Origin of the sequence: Coleofasciculus sp. D1-CHI-01 (genome assembly GCF_040218875.1) — a bacterium.
GTDB lineage: Bacteria > Cyanobacteriota > Cyanobacteriia > Cyanobacteriales > Coleofasciculaceae > Coleofasciculus.
Map to the genome: position 1 here is coordinate 40,930 of NZ_JAVJQP010000138.1, position 6,000 is coordinate 46,929.

At 44.5% G+C, this 6,000-nt stretch carries 5 protein-coding genes, 1 rRNA gene and 1 pseudogene; 3 read left to right on the forward strand and 4 right to left on the reverse strand.

All coding sequences use genetic code 11. The features are described from left to right. The first annotated feature begins 57 nt into the window (after positions 1 to 57). The gene (locus tag RIB93_RS24605; protein WP_446376601.1) at positions 58 to 432 is read left to right on the forward strand and encodes a DUF1257 domain-containing protein; all 375 of its coding nucleotides are present in this window, start codon (positions 58 to 60) and stop codon (positions 430 to 432) included. Positions 433 to 497: 65 nt separating this feature from the next. Here RIB93_RS24605 and RIB93_RS24610 read toward each other — a convergent pair whose 3' ends face one another. The 3 genes and pseudogenes from RIB93_RS24610 to RIB93_RS24620 all read right to left on the reverse strand — a co-directional run. Further along, a complete protein-coding gene (locus RIB93_RS24610) occupies positions 498 to 1,709 on the reverse strand; it encodes a WD40 domain-containing protein (RefSeq protein ID WP_446376603.1) in 1,212 nt (403 codons plus the stop codon). Between the two features lie 140 nt (positions 1,710 to 1,849). Next, positions 1,850 to 2,926, reverse strand: a complete 1,077-nt coding sequence (locus tag RIB93_RS24615; RefSeq protein ID WP_446376605.1) for a LamG domain-containing protein — start codon at positions 2,924 to 2,926, stop codon at positions 1,850 to 1,852. A gap of 172 nt (positions 2,927 to 3,098) precedes the next feature. Continuing rightward, positions 3,099 to 3,443: pseudogene (locus RIB93_RS24620) on the reverse strand (class I SAM-dependent methyltransferase); the annotation flags it as partial. 78 nt (positions 3,444 to 3,521) lie between these two features. Between RIB93_RS24620 and RIB93_RS24625 the strand changes: the two are divergent. Together RIB93_RS24625 and RIB93_RS24630 are read left to right on the forward strand one after the other, a co-directional pair. Beyond that, positions 3,522 to 3,701 (forward strand): adenylate/guanylate cyclase domain-containing protein, encoded by a 180-nt coding sequence (locus tag RIB93_RS24625; RefSeq protein ID WP_446376607.1) that lies wholly within the window; start codon positions 3,522 to 3,524, stop codon positions 3,699 to 3,701. A gap of 270 nt (positions 3,702 to 3,971) precedes the next feature. After that, positions 3,972 to 5,762 (forward strand): adenylate/guanylate cyclase domain-containing protein, encoded by a 1,791-nt coding sequence (locus tag RIB93_RS24630; protein ID WP_446376609.1) that lies wholly within the window; start codon positions 3,972 to 3,974, stop codon positions 5,760 to 5,762. A gap of 123 nt (positions 5,763 to 5,885) precedes the next feature. Here the strand turns inward: RIB93_RS24630 and rrf are convergent. Then, positions 5,886 to 6,000, reverse strand: a 5S ribosomal RNA gene (gene rrf, locus RIB93_RS24635); the annotation flags it as partial.

Sequence of the window (6,000 nt, forward strand, 5' to 3'; positions counted from 1 at the left end):
CTACCAATGCTTAACTTAGTAACATTGTCTTAATTCTATTTACTAACCTCTAAAACTATGTCTCACTTCACCACCATCAACATTCAGATCAAAAACGGCGAAATTCTGCATCAAACATTGCAGGAGTTGGGGTATCAAGTCGAATGCAATACCTCGGTACGCGGCTATCACGGGAATATCACCGAAGCCGAATACGTGATTCGCCAGTCTAATGGTTACGATTTAGGTTTTCGCCAAAATGGGGAAGCCTATCAACTCGTGGCAGATTTTTGGGGGGCGAAAATTAACCAAACAGAATTCGTCAATTCCGTTAATCAAAAGTATGCCCATAAAATGTTAATGCATTCCGTGCAAGAGCAAGGGTTTAATGTCGAAGAAGAGGATGTGCTAGAAGACGGGACAGTGAGAGTGGTTGTGGGTCGCTGGCAATAAAAAATCCAGTATTTATTCTTCTAGTCAAGGCGGGTTTAGTCACTCAGTTTATCTGCGATAATGGATCAACAAAACCCGCCATCAGTATTCATACAGCCCCATATCTTAATCGTCTTATCCAAACTTCCACTAACTAAGTATTGCCCATTCTGACAAAACGCCAGACAGGTTACAGCCTCTTTATGTCCCGTCAATGTTTGAATTTGCTTTCCCGTCGCCACATCCCAAAACTTGATTGCCCGATCATTCCCACCACTGATTAAAATTCGCCCATATCGACTAAACAGCAGACTATTCACCGCATAATAATATCCCTCCAACGTATGTTCAACCTGGTGAGTCGCCAGATTCCAGAGTTGGATTTGTCCTTGCCAATTGGTACTCGCTAACGTCAACCCATCAGGATTCATCGCCACTTGGTTAGCGTAACTTTTCAATGTCCGAGGTCGATCTCTTGTCCGCAAATCCCACAGCTTAATCTTGCCATCCCGACTACTACTGACTAACGTATTACCATCCGCACTAAAGGCAAGACTCCAAATCTCATCCGTATGCGCCCCTAGAGTTAATTGATTACTAAACGTACAAATCAGTTTACCCGTTTCTAAATGCCAAAGTTTAATCGTGCTATCCTGACTGCCACTAGCGAGAATTTGACCATCGGGACGAATCGCGATCGCCCGAATGATATCTTGATGTCCATAGAGACTGTGGCGAAGTTCTCCCTGATCCCAAATCTCGATGACATGACTTGCACCATTACTGACTCGCACCACTATTTTCATATCATTAGTTAACGCCAAAAATTCTTTGGCTTTGGGATATTTGGGAATCTTGTAGAGGATTTCTTGCGTCTCGATATGGCGAACTCGAATGGTTTTCCCGCGTAAATAGGCAATTCTTGTGCCATCGGGACTAATGGCAATGGATTGACCCGCCTTATGCGTTATGATATCTTCAAACAGGTGATAAGGGAGATAAGCATTTAACGCCCGTTTTGCCTCTCGTTCTGTGCGATCGCGCAACAGTAAATAGGCAATTCGCTGCACTTGTTCTGATTCATCCTGCAAGGCTGGGATAATTACCCCTAAACCCGATTCTCCATACTTCAGCGCATTTTTGAGTGCAGCAATTCTCACCGTCTCATCGTCACTTGTCAGACGCCGCTTAACCCCTGCAATCCCGCCTAAAATAACTGCACCCAGAGGGGCACAATAGGATGAACCAAGAACAGCGTCATTGTCTCTGGGTTGATTAAAGTGCTCCACCATAATCATTTATAATATTATTTCCGCTTACTTCTCCAATTCTATAAAACCTCCCCCCAAATACTACCAATTTCTCTGCGTCCCTCTGCGAAAACCTCTGCGTTCCTCTGCGTTAAAAAAACATCAGATTGGATATTACAAACTACTAATTACTTATGAATAAATCCCGATCGCGTCCCCTTCACCCCAACCTTGTGATAAACCGCTAGAATCTCAGGTGCGGCTAGCGATCGATTAAACAGTTGCACATCACTCATCCTACCCTGAAAGAATCCCGGTGAACTCGGATGATCCGAACCCTGTCCCAATCGCAGAGGTTTAAAATTATTCAGCGAACCCTGTTGTCCCGTCGGATTAAACCGATTTTCTAACTCAATCCCATCAACATACCATCGTCCCCCATCCGTCGCATCTCGGTCAACGGTAACCACTAGATAATGCCAGCGATCATCGGCAATTAAGCACTGACTATCATAATTCGTCCAAGTCGGCTCGATTCCATCCGCTAATTGTAAACCCAACCGACCATGATGCAGATATAAACAATATCCTTGCACAGATCCAGAGGTTTCCACGCGCTTATCTAAAATTACCTCAAGTCCACGACGGCGAGTTTTAACACCCACACCAATCGAGAAATCCCCAACCCCAAAATTCAGGGCTGATCCATGGGGAATCTCCACGTAGTCATCCCCATCAAATTGCAGCGCACTCCCTAACCCTTGAGGTAGAACATATTCCACAAAGCGATAAGACTCCGAATTCACCTCATCCGGATGTCCCGCACCACCTAATCCCGGCATTCGACCGGGAACCATCGTCACTGGCGTCGCCCCCTTAATTGTGCCATCATTTCCCCCCACACTATCCGCCGCGATGTCCCCTTCTTTTTCATCTAACCGCCACCAGGCGACTCGATTAGATGGGACATAATGTTTAATGGCTTGTTGAACCCACAGTTGTTCCTTATTCCACAGGACTAAGAGTGCTGCTTGTCGTACCCGTGGGGATTTATCTTGCCCAAAAGCTTCCTTCACTAAATGTAACCCCGCATCCCCATAGGCGATGGCTTCGCTAATAGCGGCTAAACGTTGTTCCACGACAAGAGAGGTTAAACGCATCCTCACCCCAGCAATACCACCTAAGACTACGCCTTTAGTTGGGGGTGGATTTTTACCGCCGAGAACGGCGTCATCCTTTTTTGGTCGGTGAGAATTCTTTGCCATCGCCCCTATTTCCCTTTAGATTTGTTTATGTCATTTGCCCTTAAAATTCTTGCACTCCGTTGGGGGCGGGTTTAGTGACATCAGGGTGAAAAGCTTCCCGTTAAGGGTAAAACCCGCCCCTACAACAGACGTTCCACCGGAGGAGTCTCTACAACCTAGGATACCCTCTGCCCTATACCTTTTCTCCACCAAATACCGCTAACCCATAATATTTCCAAGGTACGGCTACAGATTCAAACCCAGCCGCTTTCAACATATCTAGATGGGCGGCTAATGTAACTAATTGATCCGGTTGAGAAGAACCGTAAGGAATACTTTTACCTGTTTTCGTCCTGACTTCGGCTAACGTGGTTCCCTGTTTTACACACCATTCCTCGCGAATACGCTTATAGGTTTCTGACAAAAGTTGTGATTCAGGGACAACCGGATCAGCATTCCAAAACACACCGCCAGGATTAAGGCTTTCCCGAATTTTAGTAAAAAGTTTTACCTTCATTTCATCCGTCAAATGATGAATATAGCGATCGCGTTGCGCCTTGAAGCATTAACGGCTGTTTTTATAGATTCATGATGTCTTACAGCAATTGGTAATCAGGTGGGTATAGCTAGCCGCATGGAATCTCATGGAATTCCGGGTACAATTCAAGTGACAGCAGCGACGTATCAGCATTTACAGGATAACTATGTGTTTCAAGAACGGGGAATCATTCCGGTGAAAGGGAAGGGAGAAATGATGACTTATTTTCTGACCGCAAAAAAACGTCCGGATTCATAGTGTTATTTCGTGAAGATAAAGCAGAGGACAAAGCCCAGGAGACAGAAGATTAAGATGATTTGATTCGATAGTTAAACAGGAGTCAAGTATGAGCTACTCTTTTAGCCTTTATCTTCCTATCTTGACAATTAAATCCTTTGCGTCAATAGTAAAGCAGGGTGTCATCACAGTAAAACTGGTATTTTGAACTGTTCTGACAATTGATGAGTACGGCGCGGTGGAAATATAGCAATTATTCAAAGTTACCGAAACGCTTGCCATGTAAGCCTTTTGAATCTTGAGTTTCGTGACACCGTACTTATGGGTTCAGTCTCTTGTGCCAGGTTAATTAATGGAAGTGCTTGGCTGATGATTAAAACCGATACACCCTTATTGTCTAAGATTCATCGCTATATTCCCGTTGGGTTAACCCTTGCTGTGGGAATTGGACTGTCAATTGCCGCAACTGTAACGGCTGGGAAATGGGCAAACAACCAAACTCGACTACAATTGCAACAACAAACCGATAACCTGACAACCACATTCCAGCGTAAAATTGATGAATATTATTATATGGTTGTATCCTTGAGCGCGTTTCACGAAGCGTCTGATCAGGTGCAGCAAGATGATTATGAAGCGTTTACACAGCATTTTCTTTCTATCCATTCAGGCATTTTGACTCTGGGTTGGCTTAAACCTGTGTCGGCTAGGGAACGCCCCAGTTATGAAGCACAGATGGCAGAAAAGGGGTTTGCCAATTTTTCGATTTATGAATACCATCCCGTAAAAAAACAGGTTATCGCTAAGGCGCGTTCGGATTATTTTCCGATTACCTTTTCTCCGCAACAGGATGTCATTGGCTTTGATCTGGCGTCTCATCCCGTGGGTAAATCTCTACTGGAAAAAGCACGTATGACAGGACAATTAGTCGCTACGAGTAAGCTAAAGATACCTGGTAAACCGTCAGATAGTCTGACAATTTTACTACCGCTTTACCATAATGATATGCCTCACAATACACCTGAAACTCGCCGTCAGGCTTTTCGGGGTGCAATGATTGGGGTTTATTCTTTAGAGGAAATTATCACGACTTCACTGAAAGGGCTACAGATTGATACGCTAAATTTTTGCCTATCTGATCCGTCTTTACCCTATCCAGAACGTTATCTGGCGCTGTATCAATCCCAGACAAAAACGGTTGAGATGAAGCCTGATCGATCATCTTGTCGTAACCATCTGATTTATACCCACCCTATTCAAGTCGCTGATCAGCAATTGTCACTCAGTTTCTGGGAAATACCACAGGATTCAGGTTTTGGAATTCCGCCTCTGGCTGAAGTAACCCTGTTGAGTGGCTTGCTATTAACCGGAACATTGGTTATGTATATTGTGCGATCGCTACATTACACGGCTGAGATTGAGGCAGAACGAGAAAAATCAGAACTCCTGCTGCTAAATATCTTACCTAAACCGATTGCCGATCGCTTGAAACAAAACCAGCAGACGATTGCGGATAGCTTCACGGAGGCGACAGTATTATTTGCGGATATCGTGGGTTTTACCCAGCTTTCGCAACGGATATCGGCAACAGAATTGGTAAAACTACTCAATGAAATTTTTTCCGCCTTTGATCAGCTTACCGAAACTTATGGGTTGGAGAAAATTAAAACCATTGGCGATGCTTATATGGTTGTCGGCGGATTACCCACACCCTGCGATAATCATGCCGACGCGATCGCGGATATGGCATTAGAGATGCAACAGCAAGTGGCTCAATTTAGCGCTAAATATGGTGAACCGTTTAAAATCCGAATTGGCATTAACACTGGACCAGTGGTTGCTGGAGTGATTGGCACAAAAAAGTTTATCTATGATTTATGGGGGGATGCGGTTAATACCGCTAGCCGCATGGAATCCCACGGAGTTCCTGGGGGAATTCAAGTGAGTGCCTCAACCTATCAACATTTGCGGGATAAGTATCAGTTTGAAGAGCGAGGTACGATTCAGGTTAAAGGTAAGGGTGAAATGATGACGTACTTACTAAAGAACAGAAAAGAAGAAAAAAAAGATAGTGTTGAATAATACGATGAATCAAGATTGTTGCCCAAGACTAAAAGACTAAGTGGGGCTTCCGGCGAAAAAAGCTAAATAGAAAAAATAAAACCCTCTTTCAGTAAAGAAAAGAGGGCTTTATAAAAAGAAGAAGTCTGGCATCGAGCTATTTTCCCAGAGGGCAACCCCCAAAGTATCTTCGCCGCAGCAACGTTTCACAGCCGAGTTCGGGATGGGTTCGGAGTGGAGCCATTGCGCCAGAGACACC

Bases quoted from the DNA above. Each gene is read 5' to 3' on its own strand.
- RIB93_RS24615 (WP_446376605.1), bottom strand. From the start codon at position 2,926: ATGGCAAAGAATTCTCACCGACCAAAAAAGGATGACGCCGTTCTCGGC.
- RIB93_RS24605 (WP_446376601.1), top strand. From the start codon at position 58: ATGTCTCACTTCACCACCATCAACATTCAGATCAAAAACGGCGAAATT.
- RIB93_RS24610 (WP_446376603.1), bottom strand. From the start codon at position 1,709: ATGATTATGGTGGAGCACTTTAATCAACCCAGAGACAATGACGCTGTT.